The organism is Massilia sp. 05N420 (genome assembly GCF_056397205.1).
In genome coordinates this window covers 22,057-35,704 of sequence record NZ_JBFTMX010000014.1, presented here as the reverse complement: position 1 = coordinate 35,704, position 13,648 = coordinate 22,057, and the positions used below count along the sequence as shown (strand labels likewise).

The 13,648-nt window shown below is 58.9% G+C and carries 13 protein-coding genes and 1 tRNA gene; 5 read left to right on the top strand and 9 right to left on the bottom strand.

Annotated features, from left to right (window positions below; genetic code table 11):
* Positions 1–80 precede the first annotated feature (80 nt).
* From AC1DIX_RS10430 to AC1DIX_RS10410, 5 genes are all read left to right on the top strand, one after another.
* A complete protein-coding gene (locus tag AC1DIX_RS10430) occupies positions 81–641 on the top strand; it encodes a transglycosylase SLT domain-containing protein (protein ID WP_477324108.1) in 561 nt (186 codons plus the stop codon).
* Between the two features lie 115 nt (positions 642–756).
* Positions 757–3,567 carry a type VI secretion system Vgr family protein gene (locus AC1DIX_RS10425; protein WP_477324106.1) on the top strand — a complete coding sequence of 937 codons (2,811 nt, stop codon included), beginning with the start codon at positions 757–759 and terminating at the stop codon, positions 3,565–3,567.
* Positions 3,564–4,433 carry a DUF4123 domain-containing protein gene (locus AC1DIX_RS10420; RefSeq protein ID WP_477324104.1) on the top strand — a complete coding sequence of 290 codons (870 nt, stop codon included), beginning with the start codon at positions 3,564–3,566 and terminating at the stop codon, positions 4,431–4,433. The genes AC1DIX_RS10425 and AC1DIX_RS10420 overlap by 4 nt, the downstream gene beginning before the upstream one ends.
* Positions 4,434–4,440: 7 nt before the next feature.
* Positions 4,441–5,028, top strand: a complete 588-nt coding sequence (locus AC1DIX_RS10415) for a DUF3304 domain-containing protein (RefSeq protein WP_477324102.1) — start codon at positions 4,441–4,443, stop codon at positions 5,026–5,028.
* Positions 5,006–7,006 carry a T6SS phospholipase effector Tle1-like catalytic domain-containing protein gene (locus AC1DIX_RS10410; RefSeq protein ID WP_477324100.1) on the top strand — a complete coding sequence of 667 codons (2,001 nt, stop codon included), beginning with the start codon at positions 5,006–5,008 and terminating at the stop codon, positions 7,004–7,006. Before AC1DIX_RS10415 ends, AC1DIX_RS10410 begins: the two co-directional genes overlap by 23 nt.
* A gap of 108 nt (positions 7,007–7,114) precedes the next feature.
* On the opposite strand, the gene AC1DIX_RS10405 is transcribed toward AC1DIX_RS10410, so the two are convergent.
* The 9 genes from AC1DIX_RS10405 to AC1DIX_RS10365 all read right to left on the bottom strand — a co-directional run bounded on the left by AC1DIX_RS10405 (position 7,115) and on the right by AC1DIX_RS10365 (position 13,507).
* Positions 7,115–7,190: transfer RNA gene (locus tag AC1DIX_RS10405), tRNA-Lys, on the bottom strand.
* A gap of 56 nt (positions 7,191–7,246) precedes the next feature.
* Positions 7,247–8,008 carry a tol-pal system protein YbgF gene (gene ybgF, locus AC1DIX_RS10400; protein WP_442121620.1) on the bottom strand — a complete coding sequence of 254 codons (762 nt, stop codon included), beginning with the start codon at positions 8,006–8,008 and terminating at the stop codon, positions 7,247–7,249.
* Between the two features lie 86 nt (positions 8,009–8,094).
* The gene (gene pal / locus AC1DIX_RS10395) at positions 8,095–8,622 is read right to left on the bottom strand and encodes a peptidoglycan-associated lipoprotein Pal (protein WP_442121619.1); all 528 of its coding nucleotides are present in this window, start codon (positions 8,620–8,622) and stop codon (positions 8,095–8,097) included.
* A gap of 25 nt (positions 8,623–8,647) precedes the next feature.
* Complete coding sequence (tolB, locus tag AC1DIX_RS10390; protein ID WP_442121618.1) at positions 8,648–9,919, bottom strand: Tol-Pal system beta propeller repeat protein TolB; 1,272 nt, start codon at positions 9,917–9,919, stop codon at positions 8,648–8,650.
* A gap of 32 nt (positions 9,920–9,951) precedes the next feature.
* The gene (gene tolA, locus AC1DIX_RS10385) at positions 9,952–10,947 is read right to left on the bottom strand and encodes a cell envelope integrity protein TolA (protein ID WP_477324098.1); all 996 of its coding nucleotides are present in this window, start codon (positions 10,945–10,947) and stop codon (positions 9,952–9,954) included.
* A 16-nt stretch (positions 10,948–10,963) separates the two neighbouring features.
* Positions 10,964–11,392: a biopolymer transporter ExbD gene (locus AC1DIX_RS10380; RefSeq protein WP_442121616.1), complete on the bottom strand. Its 429-nt coding sequence runs from the start codon at positions 11,390–11,392 to the stop codon at positions 10,964–10,966.
* A gap of 23 nt (positions 11,393–11,415) precedes the next feature.
* Entirely contained in the window at positions 11,416–12,099 is a 684-nt protein-coding gene (gene tolQ, locus AC1DIX_RS10375) for a protein TolQ (RefSeq protein ID WP_442121615.1), read from the bottom strand.
* A gap of 23 nt (positions 12,100–12,122) precedes the next feature.
* The gene (gene ybgC, locus AC1DIX_RS10370) at positions 12,123–12,527 is read right to left on the bottom strand and encodes a tol-pal system-associated acyl-CoA thioesterase (protein ID WP_442121614.1); all 405 of its coding nucleotides are present in this window, start codon (positions 12,525–12,527) and stop codon (positions 12,123–12,125) included.
* Positions 12,528–12,754: 227 nt separating this feature from the next.
* Entirely contained in the window at positions 12,755–13,507 is a 753-nt protein-coding gene (locus AC1DIX_RS10365) for an SDR family oxidoreductase (RefSeq protein ID WP_477252455.1), read from the bottom strand.
* Between the last annotated feature and the right edge of the window lie 141 nt (positions 13,508–13,648).

Genomic DNA, 13,648 nt, shown 5'->3' with positions numbered 1-13,648 from the left:
TGCATGTGGCTGAGCAAACGCAAGCCGGGTCAGTCCCGTTCGAGTGACGATGAGACTGCCGGTCATGCAAGGAGACGGACATGGACAAGCAGGCAGTGCCGGAGCGGGGATCGTCTCCGGGCAATGGCGAAGTCCCATCGCAGGAAGAGCTGCTGGCGCGCCTGCGCGCGATCAGGGCGCTGGTCGAAGCGAACAACGAGTCCAGCCTCGGCACCGACATGATCGTCTCCCAGATTTATATGGAATCGCGCTTCGACCAGGCCGCCCAGGCCAGGGGCAGCAGCGCACGTGGCCTGATGCAGATGCTGAAGGTGGCCAACCGGGAACTGTACCGGCTCGACAACCTGCGCAAGCCGCCGGGCGAACGCCGGCTTGAGGCCGAGCTGTACCGGGAAGCGGACGCCTTCCACGCCAGCCAGGCCTTCATCGACGAGGCGACCAATATCCGCGCCGGCACGCGCTACCTGCAGGCCTTGATCGACAAGGCGCGGCGGGAGGGAAAGACCGACCCGATTGCGGAAGCCTACAAGGATTATCGGGGTGTCAGGAATGGGATTTATTACCGGAAGATCCGGCTGGCTGCGGAGAAGTTGACGCTGGATCCGGAGGGTATCGAGGCGCTGAGGGGGCTCGAGAGCTAGCGCCTTGTTACGTACGATGCTTACGCTGCGTCACGGTGTGAGCTTGCGCAAGAAATTGCTTCTTACCTACTGTATCTTGGCAACGCCAATCAGTCGATAAGGAGTGCGTGCGGTCATGATCAACGCCCTGACGGAACAGCTCAGCGCCGCGCTGGCAGAATTCTCGGGCACGACCCGGCTGATTGAGCTGAGCATCGACGGGGCCGCCGAAGCATTGCTGGTCGAAGCCTTCGCAGCTGACGACGCAATCGACGAAGTGGGCGTGCGCGACGTGATCGCCCTGTCGACCAGCGCGCATCTCGACCCGGCCTCCATGCTCGGCCGCTCGGCCAGCCTGGAGGTGAGCCTGGCCGACGGCAGCCGCACCGGCTTCGACGGCGAGATCAGCGAAGCCGCGATGCTGGGCAGCGACGGCGGCTTCGCCCGCTATCGCATCCGAATCTCGACCTGGCTGTGGCGCCTCGGCCAGGGCAGCAACAGCCGCGTTTGGCAAGACAAATCCGTCATCGGGATCGTCGACGACGTGTTCGAGCCATGGCTGCCGCTGGCGAAGTGGCGATGGAGCGACGACACCAGCCCCTTCATCGCCGACGCCAAGCCGCGCAGCTACTGTTGCCAGTACCGCGAGTCCGATCTCGATTTCGTGCGCAGACTGTTGGCCGAAGAGGGCCTGAGCTGGCGCCTGGATGACACCGAACTGGTGATCTTCGCGGACAGCACCCAGCCCTGCGCTGTTCCCGAAGACCCCAGCAGCGCGCAGGACGGCGGCATCCGCTTCCACGGCTTCAGCGCCGTCGAAGCCTCGGATACGGTGCAGGCACTGGAATCGCAGCGGCGCCTGCACGCGTCCCTGGTCACGGTGCTGAGCAGCGATTACAAGGCCGGGAAGAGCGTCACCGGCAGCGCGCCTTCGCTTGTCCGCTACGGGCGCAGCCTGCCGGAGCTCGAAGCCTACGAGGTGCCGGGACAGTACGCCTACGCCGACCGCGGCCAGGCCCGTCGCGACGCCGACCTGCGCATGCAGGCGCGGGAAGCGCGCGGACAGCTATGGCGGGGCCGCTCGACGGTCCGCACGCTGCGCGCCGGCGCCAGGATGACGGTGACCGGTGCGCCGCGCCGTGAGCTCGGCAATGCGGCGGCGTTCACGGTCTTGCGTGTATGGAGTGTCGGGGTGAACAACTTGCCGCCGCCGGCCACGCAGGCGCTGGAGGAGCTGTTCGGACCGATTCCCGAGCTGCTGGAAGAGCTCACCGGCGCGCAGCTGTCCGGCGGCCAGGCGCTGGTGGTCGAACGCGCCCTCAAGTCCGGCTATGGCAACCAGTTTACGGCGATCCCGGCCGAAGTGCCGTGGTGTCCCGGGCTCCTGATCGACGATGATCCTGTGCTTCGTAAGCCGACCGCCTTCGGTGCCCAGAGCGCCATCGTGGTCGGCGCGGACGGCGGCGACAGCCCGAGCGGCGCCGATGAGCTGTACTGTGACCGCCTGGGCCGCGTGCGCATCCGCTTTCATTGGCAGGAAAGTGGACGAATGAGCGGCAACGCCTCCTGCTGGGTGCGCGTGGCCCAGCGTTCGGCTGGCGGCGGCATGGGCAGCCAGTTCCTGCCGCGGATCGGGCAGGAAGTGCTGGTGCAGTTCATCGAGAACGACATCGACCGGCCGATCGTGGTCGGCGCCTTGTACAACGGGCGAGGCGAGGGAGGCATCGTGCCAACCCCGGGCGGGCAAGCGACTGCCGACAACGACACCTCGTGCTTTGCCGCCGCACATGACCGCCGTGCCTCGGGACAGGGGAATCTGGCAGGTGGACATAGCCCCGTCTGGCATGGCGCGTCAGCCGACAACGGCGGCCATCGCAACGCTGGCGCGCAGTGGGGCGTGCGTAGCAAGGAATTCGGCGGCCATGGCTACAACCAGCTGCTGTTCGACGATACCGATGCCCAGGGCCGCGTCCAGCTCAGATGCACCTACGCTGCTTCGGAACTGAATCTGGGGCATCTGATTCATGCTGCCGACAACTACCGGGGCAGCTTCCGGGGTCTGGGCGCCGAGCTGCGTACCGACCATTACGGCGCGTTGCGCGCGGGCGGTGGCTTGCTGGTCTCCAGCTACGGGATCGGGCATGCCGCTGCCGCCCGCGATCCGGCCGGCGAAAACGCGGCAGGCGCCGGCCTGCTCCAACAGGCCGTTTCACTGGCTGAATCGTTCAGTACGGCTGCTTCGACGCATCTGACCGTCGGGCTGGCGGCACATCTTGGCGCTGCGAAGGCCAACGCGAGTGCGCTCGATGACAAGGCGCCGCCATTGAAGGCCATGCATGCATCGGTGTCGGCGATGGCCGAGCTTGCCGGCTCCGGCGAAAAGCTGCCGCATATGGCTGATCCGATCATTGCCGTATCCGCGAGGGATGGCTTCGGAGCGAATGCCGGGCAGAGTCTGCAACTGGCCAACGGCGAGACCGTAACAGTGATGAGTGGGCTCGATACACAGTTCGTCACTGGGGGACAGATGCGGGTGCATAGCGGCCAGGCGATCGGTGTGCTGGGCGGCGCGGTCAAGGCTGGGGAGGGCGGACTTGGTCTGCAACTGCTTGCGGCGAAAGAGGCAATCGACATTCAGGCGCAGGGTGATGGACTTCGCGTGCAGGCGCGGGATGAGGTCAATGTGATCAGTGCCAATGCGCATATCGACTGGGCGGCGGCCAAGCGGATCAGTTTGTCGACGGCGGGTGGGGCGAATATCACGATCGAGGGTGGGAATATTTTGGTGCAGTGTCCTGGGAAGATTGCTGTGCATGCGGGGAAGAAGAGCTTTACCGGGCCGGAGCAGCATTCCTATGCGCTGCCATTACTCCCTTTTAGCATCTGTGTTGAGTGCCTGATGAAAGCGCGGAATGCGGGTGCGCCTTTCGTTTTGAGGTCGGCATGAGTGCATGGATTGACTTTCGGACCGTCGCAGAGGAGTTTATCGGCGCTCATCCTGCATCGAACGTCTACTTTCTGCTTGATCACGGCGGACTGCCGGGACTGCATAGGCAGCTACTTAGAAGCTCTGCGGAATGGATCAGTTTGTTCGATGAAACTCAAGAGACGAATGCGTTGGCTGCTGCGCCTATTCTTGTTCTTGTTGGGAGAAGCGGTCAGCTTCAGATGTCTCGATCCATATTCGAATGGATAGGAGAATACGGCACATACACCTCGTCTGTAATTATTCTGGCATCACCTTTAAAAATTGATCTTCTACGATTGCGACTTGCAGCAAGATTGCACGTCCGGCTTTCAGAAGATATGGACGCTATGCTTCGATTCTTTGATCCTAGAATATTTGAAGGATTGACAAAAGTTCTTTCTGCTGAGCAGGCTGCACAGTTCTTCGGCATCGCTGAAGGTTGGAGGTATGTTAATCGCGAGGGAAGATTGGTAAGTGTTGCGTCTAGCTTGGATTATCAAAACGAAACTTCGGAGTCGCTTCAATTGAGTCAGGAGCAGGAGGGTGCGCTTCTTGTGGAATCGGAAATAGATCAAGTAGTTGGTCTGCTTGAAAATAGTCTGCCTCAATTGATGGGGAAAATATCGGCGGCCAAGAAATTCGAGTTGATAAATTCAGTAATGCACGAGGCGCGAACAGCAGGTTTGAACACGGTTTTTAAAATAGCCTTATGTGCGGCAATTGCTTTTAATAAAGGGAGGAATTTTGTTGAGGATGGAGGCTTGAGAAGTTTAATTGCAGAGTTGAGGCAGGGGAATTGCGAATTTTTGGAAATGATATCTAAGATCGAATTAATGGAAAAGTGAGAGACGAATGAGTTTCTTTGAGAAAAAAACTCAGTTTTCACTGGTATTTTCGCGAATCTATTTAATGATCGCATTGCCTATCGTTACGATCGGCCTTGCAAAGTCGTCTGAAAAAGTTGAGGGGCAAAAAAGAAGCGATGAATATTTATTGCTCGGCCTTGTTGGATATAACTATACAGATCGATACATTTCCGAATATAGCGTGGAGGGTGCTAGTGGTGGCTACGTACGCTTGAGTTCTGACACGGGTGGGGGAAGTGGCACTACATGCTGTGTGAAGATCCGGCGTGGCTATCGAGAGCGTATGACTGTCAAGGTCCGGTGGCAAGTCGACGGTTGTACATACTTGATTAGAAATAGCAGAACAGGGCAGGCTGATAAGGCCCGGTATTTGTATTACAAAGAAGCTGAGGTCGAGGTGTTGCGTCGCGATAGTGAAAATCCTGAATACATCGAGACACACTTCTATCCTGATGGCTCAGTAAAGGTTCAATTAACCGATGGCATGTCATACCCGGTTCTTATTTTGGATCGAAAGCGCACAGATAAATCATCATTTCCGAGATGCAGAGATGACAAAAATCCAGAGGATTGATCAGGTTAGTGATACGCGGTCACCACCTTTGAAGGCTACAGAATCTAGTCTCCGTGTCGCGGCGGATCAAGCGCAGAAGATAGCGGCAGATAGCAAAAGCGCGCAGCAAAAGACTTCAGACTTCGTAAAGCTTGCGCATTCTTTGAAGGCCGCAGATGCCCTCAATAGCTCACCTTTCACATGCAAGCAGATTCTTTGGCTTTCGTTCTTCTTCGATGGCACTGGGAACAATCTTCGGGCAGACATTGAAATTCTGAAGCATAGCAATGTTGCCCGCCTGTTCCGCGTGCATAAGGGTTCGAATGAGAGAGAGGGAATATTTTCGGTATATATTCCTGGAATTGGCACGTACTTTCCAGAAATAGGTGATGATGGCGGTAGCGTGCTCGGATTAGGATGTGGCGCCATGGGTGAGGAGAGGTTAAACTTCGCACTCGACGAATTTGATAGAGTTCTTAAAAAGCCGTTGGCTCGAGCAATGGCGCCTATAAATCCCATCGTGGAAATAAATATAGCGATTTTCGGATTTAGTCGAGGTGCTGCGCTCGCACGTGCTTTTGTGAACATGTTGATGGAGCGCCGTTGCAACCTGCAAGGAAAAAAATGGTTGCTGAAGAATGGGGCTTGGCCTGTTCGATTTAGATTCATGGGCCTTTTTGACACAGTCGCGTCCGTTGGTCTACCTATGAGTTCAAATACGACAGGCGTATATGAAACCGCTAGATCCGATACCGCCGGCATGATATCGAATCGCCTTAAAAAGTACGAGGCGACCAGGCCGGAACATCTGGCATTTGCTTCTAGTGGACAGCCCGGTGCTGATCCGGCACCGGGAGACCAACATGGTCACCGTGAATGGGGGGCGCGTCTAGTCGTGCACGAAACGGTGGAGGAAGTAAGGCACTTCATTGCTGCACACGAGCTTCGGAATTCCTTTCCGGTTGACAGTGTAAGCATTCTTTCAAACGGCATGATAACGAAGCCTCCGCACTTTTTCGAGAGCGTCTATGCTGGAGTTCATTCCGACGTTGGGGGAGGGTATGCGCCAGGCGAAGCAGGTAGAGGAATCCTCGCTTCGGAAAGTCTTAGTTTAATTCCTTTGCGTCACATGTTCGATCACGCGTTGCGCTGCGGTGTTCCGATGTCGGTCGAGTGGCTCCCTGCCAATGAAGATGACTTTAATCTGCACGCGTCGATGCGAGATGCGTACGATCATTACTTAAACGTGATTGGCTCTTTTTCTACGTTGGGTGACGGGATCAATAGACACATGAGGTTGTATTATGCTTGGCGCTTCCTGGCAATAAGAAGAAAGGCTAATGGCGACAAAGCTGACGCCAACATTGTAGAGGAGCAAAATATCAAATATAGAGAGCGTGAAGCGAAACTTTCTAAAGAAGTGGCAACGCTTAAGCAGCAAGAAGACTTGGCAAAATTCTACATGGACGCGTTCTCTACTCCTGGAGAAAGCAAGGATTTTGATGGGGCATTAGACAACAATGTCTCGTCAAATAATCAAGAGAACGCAAGCAAATTACGTAAAAATTATGGCCGCGCGCATGAGGCTCGACTGAGAGCCACTGCTCGGAAAGACGCTATCCCGAATATGAAAAATTTCGAATTGATGCTAGATCTATACGACAGACAGCTATTAGCTGATGTTCGAGCGATCCTTTTAGTTATAAAAGCAACTTCAAACGAAAATCAGATCGTTAAAAGAAGAGCGGATCTGCGGCCACATTACAGGGCGCTACTTGAGGCGTACGAAGACGAATTTACGCACAGAAGGGGATTGACGGACGAGAAAGTCATCCGGTTTTTTGACAACTATGTCCACGACTCATTAGCGGGGTTTGCTAAAGATGCCACACTGCCTTCGGACCCACGAGTTGTTTATTTGGGTGGGAACGAAAAATACAAATATGCAGAATTAGAAAGGCAGGATCTACTTATGAAGAACGAAGCAAGAATGGCTTAGGGCTGTAAAGGCACGAAATCATTGGGTCATCTCATTCATGACCAGAACTAAAAAACAAAAAAGGCGCCACGATCACTCGTAACGCCTTCATTGCTTGCTACTGAATTCTGGTAGGCCGTGCTGGGCTCGAACCAGCGACCAACGGATTAAAAGTCCGCTGCTCTACCAACTGAGCTAACGACCCGAAAGAAGCAAGATTATAGGTTCAATCAGCCGGGCTGTCAAACGCTCATGAGCGACTTACTTCAGCGCAGCCAGGCGGTCCTTGGCGGTTGCCGCGGCGGCCGTGTCCGGAAACTTCGAGACCAGCTGCTGCAACACCTTCTTGGCGTTCTTCTTGTCCTTCAGCTCGATGTAGTTGCTGGCGATGTTCAGCATCGCGTCAGGCGCCTTCGGGCTGGTGCCGTAGTTCGAGACGACCGCTTCCTGGGCTGCGATCGCGTTCTTGTAGTCGCGCTGGGCGTAGTAGGCGTTGCCGAGCCAGTACTGGGCGTTGGCGGCGTAGGCCGAGTCCGGGAAGCGGCGCACGAAATCCTGCAGTGCGCCAGCGGCGGACTTGTAGTCGCCGGACTTGAACAGCTCCATCGCGGTGTCGTAGGACTTCTTCTCGGTCGGCAGCACTTCGGCGGTCTGGCCGTCGATGGTCTCCTGGCGCGGTTCGAGCTTCTTGATGCGGGCGTCGAGGTCGGCGTACAGGTCCCTCTGGTTCTTCTGCGAGGTGGCGATCTGGTTCGCCAGCACTTCGAGCTGGCCGCGCAGGCGGGCGATTTCCTGCATCGTTTCCTCTTGATGGTTCAGCATCTCGAGGGTCGAGGTCTTGTCCGATTTGGTGTCGATGCGCGCATTGAAGTCGCGGGACAGGGCGTCGACCTTGGCGCGCAGGTCGAGGATGGCGCGGCGTGCTTCATCGTCGTCGAGCAGGCCGGCGCTCGCGTGCAGGGGCAGCCAGGCGGCAAAGGCGAGGGCGATGGCCGCAAGGCGGGACTGGGACGGTTTGATCATTTATCTGACTCTTCCTAAGCATTACGGGGCGGGATGCAGTCTGCACCGCATCCCGCCCCGCTGTCAATCAGCCGAGTATGTCCGGATTATTGATAGACGATGTCGGCACGGCGGTTTTCCGCCCAAGCCGCTTCGTTGCTGCCGGTTGCTTTCGGCTTTTCCTTGCCCAGCGAGACGGCTTCCATCTGGTTCTCGGACACGCCCAGGGCGCCCATTGCCTTGCGCACGGCTTCGGCGCGCTTCTGGCCCAGGGCCAGGTTGTACTCGGTGCCGCCGCGCTCGTCGGTGTTACCCTGGATCAGCACTTTACGCTGCTTGTTCTTGGTCAGGTAAGCCGAGTGGTTCTCGACGACCGGCTTGCCGTCGTCGCGCACGGCGTAGCTGTCGAAGTCGAAGTAGACGCTACGGTTGGCCAGAACGCCTTTCGGGTCGTTCAGCGGATCCACGTTGCCGGTCTCGACCGGGCGGACCTCACGGCTGGTGTCGGCCGGCGGCGCTGCCTGGGCGACCGGGGTCTTTTCGACCACCGGGGTTTCTTGCAGTTTGGTCGACGAGCAGGCCGACAGCAGGGCGGCGGCCGAAACGATGAAGGCTACAGTTTTTACGTTGCGCATGGGTTTTCTCCTGGTCAAAAAATATTTACTTCATGAAGGGGCCCCAGCTGGGCTCCTTGATGTTTCCCGCCTGAGTCGACAGTCGCTGCTTTACACGTCCGTCGACGGACACCACGGCCAGCGAGGCTCGCCCGCCGCCCTTGTTGGCATACATGATGTACTTGCCGTTTGGCGAAAAACTCGGTTCAGTGGCCCCATCGGCCAAGCGCTGTTCCTGGCCGCTTGCCAGGTCCATCGCATACAAGGAGAAAACCCCATCGCGTTGGGAAATCCACGCCAGCGTCTTGCCGTCCGGGGATACACGTGGGCTGATGTTATAGCTTCCATTGAACGTGACGCGGCTAGCCTGGCCACCGTTCACGCTCATTTTGTAAATCTGCGGACCGCCGCTGCGGTCGCTGACGAAATACACGCTCTGGCCGTCGGCCGAGAACTGCGGCTCGGTGTCAATGCCATTGCTGGTGGTCAGGCGATGCATGCCGCTGCCGTCGGCGTTCACGATGAACACCTGGGTATTGCCGGTCTTCGACAGGGCGAGGGCGAGTTTGGTGCCGTCAGGCGACCAGGACGGCGCCGAGTTGCTGCCCTTTTCGTTGGCGATGATGGCGCGCTGGCCGGTCACCAGGTTCTGGACGTAGATGATCGGCTTCTGCTTTTCGAAAGAAACATAAGCGACCTTGGTGCCGTCCGGCGACCACGCCGGCGAGATGATCGCTTCGCGGCCGAAGGCGGCTACCTGTTCGTTTTCGCCGTCGGCATCCGCCACCACCAGCTCGTAGCTGTGGTTGCCGTTGCCGTGGTTCACCTTCACATAGGAGATACGGGTCGAGAAGATGCCGCGCACGCCGGTCAGTTTTTCATAGACGTCGTCGGCGATGCGGTGGGCTTCGAGGCGGGTGTTGCGCGGACCGACCGCATCCGACAGTTGCGACAACTGGGTTTGCTTGACGGTGTCGAGCAGCTTGTAGCGGACCTGCAGGCGGCCGTCCGCCAGGCGGCTGACCGAGCCGACCACCAGCGCATCGGCGCCGCTGGCCTTGAAGGCGCCGAGGTCGATGCTGGCGGTGTCGGAGATGGCCTGGCGCGCATCGATCACCTTGAACACGCCGCTGCGTTCGAGGTCGGCGCGGATGATGGCGGATACCTGTTCCGGCGCGACCGATTCGTCGGCGAAAGCCGCGACCGCGACCGGGATCTGGGTACCGCTCACGCCGGCGATTTCGACGCGCACCTGGGCATGCGCGGCCACGCCCATCAGCAGGGTGGCCGAAAACAGCAGGGAATGTAATTTCTTCATAAATGTCTCAGCTAAGGTTTGAGTCGAGCGGGTCAGTTCATTTCTTTCAGTTTGAAACCGACCTGAACAGAACGCTCTACCGTACCATCTTTCTTCTTCGGTAGCGGTGACGATTTGTTAATACCGCGCTCCACGGCTTCGTCGAAAGCGGGGATGCCGCTGCTCTTGGTCTTGCGAACCGACAGGATTTCACCGGTCGGCAATTGCTCCACCTGGAAAACGACTTCCGGATTGCCCGGCACATCCGTGCTGCCCGGGTAGCTCGTATTACCCTTGATCTTCGCCGCGATGCTGGCGATATAACCCTTGTCGATGCGCGGCGCGGTCGATTTCTCGGCACTGCCGGTGCTGCCCGGGTTACCCGCGCCCGACATCAGGCGTTTCATTTCCTCGTTACGCAGTTTGTCCAGCTTGGCCGCTTCGGCTTTTTCGGCCTTTGCCTTGGCGGCTTTATCGGCCTTTTCCTTGGCCAGCTTTTCCTTCTCGGCCAGTTTCTTCTTCTCGGCCTCTTCTTCTTTTCTCGCCAGTTCCTCGGCTTTTTTCTTTTCTTCTTCGCGCGCCTTTTTCTCGGCCAGCGCCTTTTCTTTCTTCTCTTCTTCGCGCTTCTGCTGGGCGATTTCGCGTTCGCGCTCGGCCTTTTCTTCTTCTTTACGCTTCAGTTCTTCCTTGCGTTTCTTCTCGCGATCGAGCGCGATGTCCGGCTGCTTCGGCGGCGCCGGTTCGGCCACTGGCGGCGGCTCGGCCACGCGCGGCGTCGGCGGCGGGGTTTCCGGCTGCGGCTCCGGCTGGGGTTCCGGTTCGGGCTGCGGCGGCGCCGGCGGGGCGGCCTGCAGCACGCTCGTATCCCAGACCTCGGCCTCGACCGCTACCGGCTGGTTATTGGTCCAGTTAATGCCGACCACCAGGAAGGCGAGCAGCAGGGCGTGCACACCCACCGCCAGGCCGATCGAGGGCCAGCGGTTCGGTTCCGGCGGCACCTGGTAGGGCGATCCGCCGATGGCATTGCTGTTCTGCTTCGTTGCCGACATCAACTTTTCTTTTTCGTTACTGAGTGGCCAGTCCAACCCGGTTGATGCCCATCTTCTTGGCTTCCGAGATCAGCTGGATCACATTGTCATACTTGCTTTCGCGGTCGCCGGAAATCATGACGGGATAGTCCGGATGCTCGGCGTGGATCGCGCGCAGGCGCTCGACCAGGGCTTCGCGGCTCGACACTTCCTCGAGCGCCTGCGCCTGTTTGCCGTTGATGCCGATCTGCAGCCGCGAATCGCTCTTCACCGCGATATTGATGTAGTCGTCCGGCGGCTGGGTCGAGCGCTCGGCGCTGGGCAGCTTGATTTCGCTGGGGTTCTGCGTCGGCGGCACCGCCATGAAAATGATGAGCAGCACCAGCATCACGTCGATATACGGCACGACGTTGATTTCGGACTTCAGCTTGCGGCGTCCGCTGCGCAGGTTGCTGTTGAATGCCATGTTCTTACCTTAATCCCCATCGATCAGCGCGACTGGCGCTGCAGGATGTTCGAGAATTCCTCGACGAAGCTTTCGAAGCGGATCGCGAGGCGGTCGATATCGTGGGTGAAGCGGTTGTAGGCGACCACGGCCGGGATTGCCGCGAACAGGCCGATCGCGGTGGCGATCAGCGCTTCGGCGATGCCGGGGGCGACGGTGGCCAGGGTTGCCTGCTGCACGTTGGCCAGGCCGCGGAAGGCGTTCATGATGCCCCACACGGTTCCCAGCAGGCCGATGTACGGCGACACCGAGCCGACCGAGGCAAGGAAGTTCAGGTGGGTGTCCAGGTGATCGAGTTCGCGGTGGAAGGCGGCGCGCATTGCGCGGCGGGCGCCGTCCAGCACGGCGCCGAGGTCGAGGGCGTCGCGGGCAGCCTGCTTGCCCTTGATGAACTCGCCCATGCCGGCTTCGAAGATGCGGGCCAGCGGACCGCTCTGGTCGCGCTGGGTGCTGGCGCTCTGGTGCAGGGTATGCAGGTTGCCGCCGGCCCAGAAGTTGCGTTCGAACTGTTCGGTCAGGCGGCGCGCGGCGCGGATGGCGAACAGCTTGCGGAAAATATAGGTCCAGCTGATCACGGAGATCGCGAACAGCAGGAGCATGATCAACTTGACCAGGAAGTGCGCGTGGGCGATCAGTTCAATGAAAGAGAGGTCTTGGACTGCGTTCATCAGTAGTTTTGGTCAAATGTATTTCAGTTGGGCAGCATTTTAGCAGCGGCGGAGTCGGGAAGGGGGCGGGGGCGCATTGTTTTTGCATCGACGCAGCCGACTTTCACGTTGGCGGTCGAGAGCAGGGTGTCGCCGCACCAGGCCTGCTGCGCGAACTGGACCGATGCGCGGCCGAGCTTTTCCACGGTAAGACGGAGCGTCAGTTCGTCGTCCAGTCGGGCAGACGACAGGTAGTCGACGCTTGCGCTGCGAACCACGAACGCAGCGCTTTCCTCGTCGAGCAGGGTTTGCTGGTGAATGCCGAGCGAACGCAGCCATTCAGTGCGCGCCCGTTCGAAGAACTTCAGGTAATTGGCGTAGTACACGATGCCGCCGGCGTCGGTGTCTTCGTAATAGACCCGTACTGTCCAGGTGAAAACTGAAGGCATTTCAGCTGCCATAAATGAAAATGGGAAACATTTTACGCGATTTTCAGCAAGCCTATGTACGCTGGCGAACATAGGCCGCTGGAACCCGTTGCGGCCCAATGGCTAGGCCGTTATCAATCGGGCATTAGTAGACGTGAGCCATGCATACTCAGCCAACAACTGTAACACTTTCTCACAAATAGTGTCGCTCCGGTTACATGGCTGACCCAGCGCAAACCGCGGTCCAATCAAGCCTGGGTGCGTTTGATGTTGAAAGGCGAGAAGCCCTGGCAGGTCGGCATCATCTCGATCAAGTTGATGTTGATGTGCGGGGGCAGGGTGGCGATCCAGTAGGCGGTTTCGGCGATGTCTTCGGCGGTGAGCGGCTGGGTGCCTTCGTAGACCTTGGCGGCGGCCTGGTCGTCGCCCTTCAGGCGCACGTTCGAGAATTCGGTGCCGCCGCACAGGCCGGGCGCCAGGTTGGTGGCGCGCACGCCAGTACCGACCAGGTCGGCGCGCAGGTTCAGCGTGAACTGCTCGACGAAGGCCTTGGTGGCGCCGTAGACATTGCCGCCCGGGTAGGGGTAATGGCCGGCGACCGAGCCGAGGTTGATGATCGTGCCGCTGCCGCGCTCCACCATCGACGGCAGCAGCGCGTGGGTCATCGTCACCAGGCCGCGGACGTTGGTGTCGATCATGGTGTTCCAGTCTTCCAGCGGGACCTCGTGGGCCGGCTTGGTGTTCAGCGCCAGGCCCGCGTTGTTGATCAGGACGTCGATCTGGCGCCAGGATTGCGGCAGCATCGACAGCGCTTCCTCGATCGAGGCCTTGTCGGTGACATCCATCGCGACCGGCAGCGCCGATTCGCCCAGCTCGCGGGCCAGCGCCTCCAGGCGCTCCTTGCGCCGCGCCGCCAGCACCACCTGGTGGCCGTTCTTGACGAAGGTGCGCGCCATCGCGGCACCGAAGCCGGCCGATGCGCCGGTAATGAATACGATCATGATGGATCCCGGTTGGTGTGAGTTGAACTGCGAGATTGTAGCCGAAATGACCATCCGCGGAGAGACGGGGCGCCGGCTCGCCATACTTGCCGGCCAGTCATCGGGTTCCTTGCACGCCGAGCGTGACTTCCCTTACAATCG

Bases quoted from the DNA above. Each gene is read 5' to 3' on its own strand.
- AC1DIX_RS10430 (WP_477324108.1), top strand. From the start codon at position 81: ATGGACAAGCAGGCAGTGCCGGAGCGGGGATCGTCTCCGGGCAATGGC.
- AC1DIX_RS10425 (WP_477324106.1), top strand. From the start codon at position 757: ATGATCAACGCCCTGACGGAACAGCTCAGCGCCGCGCTGGCAGAATTC.
- AC1DIX_RS10420 (WP_477324104.1), top strand. From the start codon at position 3,564: ATGAGTGCATGGATTGACTTTCGGACCGTCGCAGAGGAGTTTATCGGC.
- AC1DIX_RS10415 (WP_477324102.1), top strand. From the start codon at position 4,441: ATGAGTTTCTTTGAGAAAAAAACTCAGTTTTCACTGGTATTTTCGCGA.
- AC1DIX_RS10410 (WP_477324100.1), top strand. From the start codon at position 5,006: ATGACAAAAATCCAGAGGATTGATCAGGTTAGTGATACGCGGTCACCA.
- ybgF (WP_442121620.1), bottom strand. From the start codon at position 8,008: ATGATCAAACCGTCCCAGTCCCGCCTTGCGGCCATCGCCCTCGCCTTT.
- pal (WP_442121619.1), bottom strand. From the start codon at position 8,622: ATGCGCAACGTAAAAACTGTAGCCTTCATCGTTTCGGCCGCCGCCCTG.
- tolB (WP_442121618.1), bottom strand. From the start codon at position 9,919: ATGAAGAAATTACATTCCCTGCTGTTTTCGGCCACCCTGCTGATGGGC.
- tolA (WP_477324098.1), bottom strand. From the start codon at position 10,947: ATGTCGGCAACGAAGCAGAACAGCAATGCCATCGGCGGATCGCCCTAC.
- AC1DIX_RS10380 (WP_442121616.1), bottom strand. From the start codon at position 11,392: ATGGCATTCAACAGCAACCTGCGCAGCGGACGCCGCAAGCTGAAGTCC.
- tolQ (WP_442121615.1), bottom strand. From the start codon at position 12,099: ATGAACGCAGTCCAAGACCTCTCTTTCATTGAACTGATCGCCCACGCG.
- ybgC (WP_442121614.1), bottom strand. From the start codon at position 12,527: ATGCCTTCAGTTTTCACCTGGACAGTACGGGTCTATTACGAAGACACC.
- AC1DIX_RS10365 (WP_477252455.1), bottom strand. From the start codon at position 13,507: ATGATCGTATTCATTACCGGCGCATCGGCCGGCTTCGGTGCCGCGATG.